The sequence below is a fragment of the Glycomyces salinus genome (assembly GCF_016428645.1).
In the GTDB taxonomy this organism is placed as follows: Bacteria; Actinomycetota; Actinomycetes; order Mycobacteriales; family Micromonosporaceae; genus Glycomyces; species Glycomyces salinus.
Window position 1 is genome coordinate 1 of sequence record NZ_JAELXW010000200.1, and the last position, 541, is coordinate 541.

1 pseudogene is annotated in these 541 nt (G+C 72.3%); it reads right to left on the reverse strand.

Annotated elements, in window-relative coordinates:
• A pseudogene (locus tag JFB92_RS25035) lies at positions 1 to 541 on the reverse strand (PQQ-dependent sugar dehydrogenase); the annotation flags it as partial.

Genomic DNA, 541 nt, shown 5'->3' on the forward strand with positions numbered 1-541 from the left:
AGCTCCTGGTGGCAGTAGTGGAACTGGTCGGCATCGCCCCAGATGTCGTCCCCGGCGCCGACGACGGTCACCGTCCCGTCGGAGTCGAACGAGGCGTCCCCGGGGATTCCCGGACCGCCGACGTCGTCGCAGGTCCACGGCTCGGGCACGCCTGGCGCGGTCTGCTCGACCGCGATCGAGTCGAACACGGTCGTGTTCGCCTCGCTGCCGTCGTGTGAGGTCACGAACAGCCCGATCGTCGCCGGACCGGCCACGACGGCGCTGCCGAACGGTTCCCACGCGACCCCGTCGTCCGACTGGTAGGCGGTGACCGTGTCGCCGGAGCGGACCAGCCGCAGCCAGACCGGGGCCGCGGCGGCCGGATCTCCCTCCACGTCGGTGTCGAATCCCGACTGCAGGTGCACACCGTGGGCCGGGGTCACCAGGGCCGCGGCGTAGTCGGCGCCCGCGGCCGCGGCCGTCTTGACCATCACGCCGGACTTGGCCCAGTCGTTCGTGTGCTCCTGGGAGACCACGCGGGCGATGATCTCGCCGTCGCCGG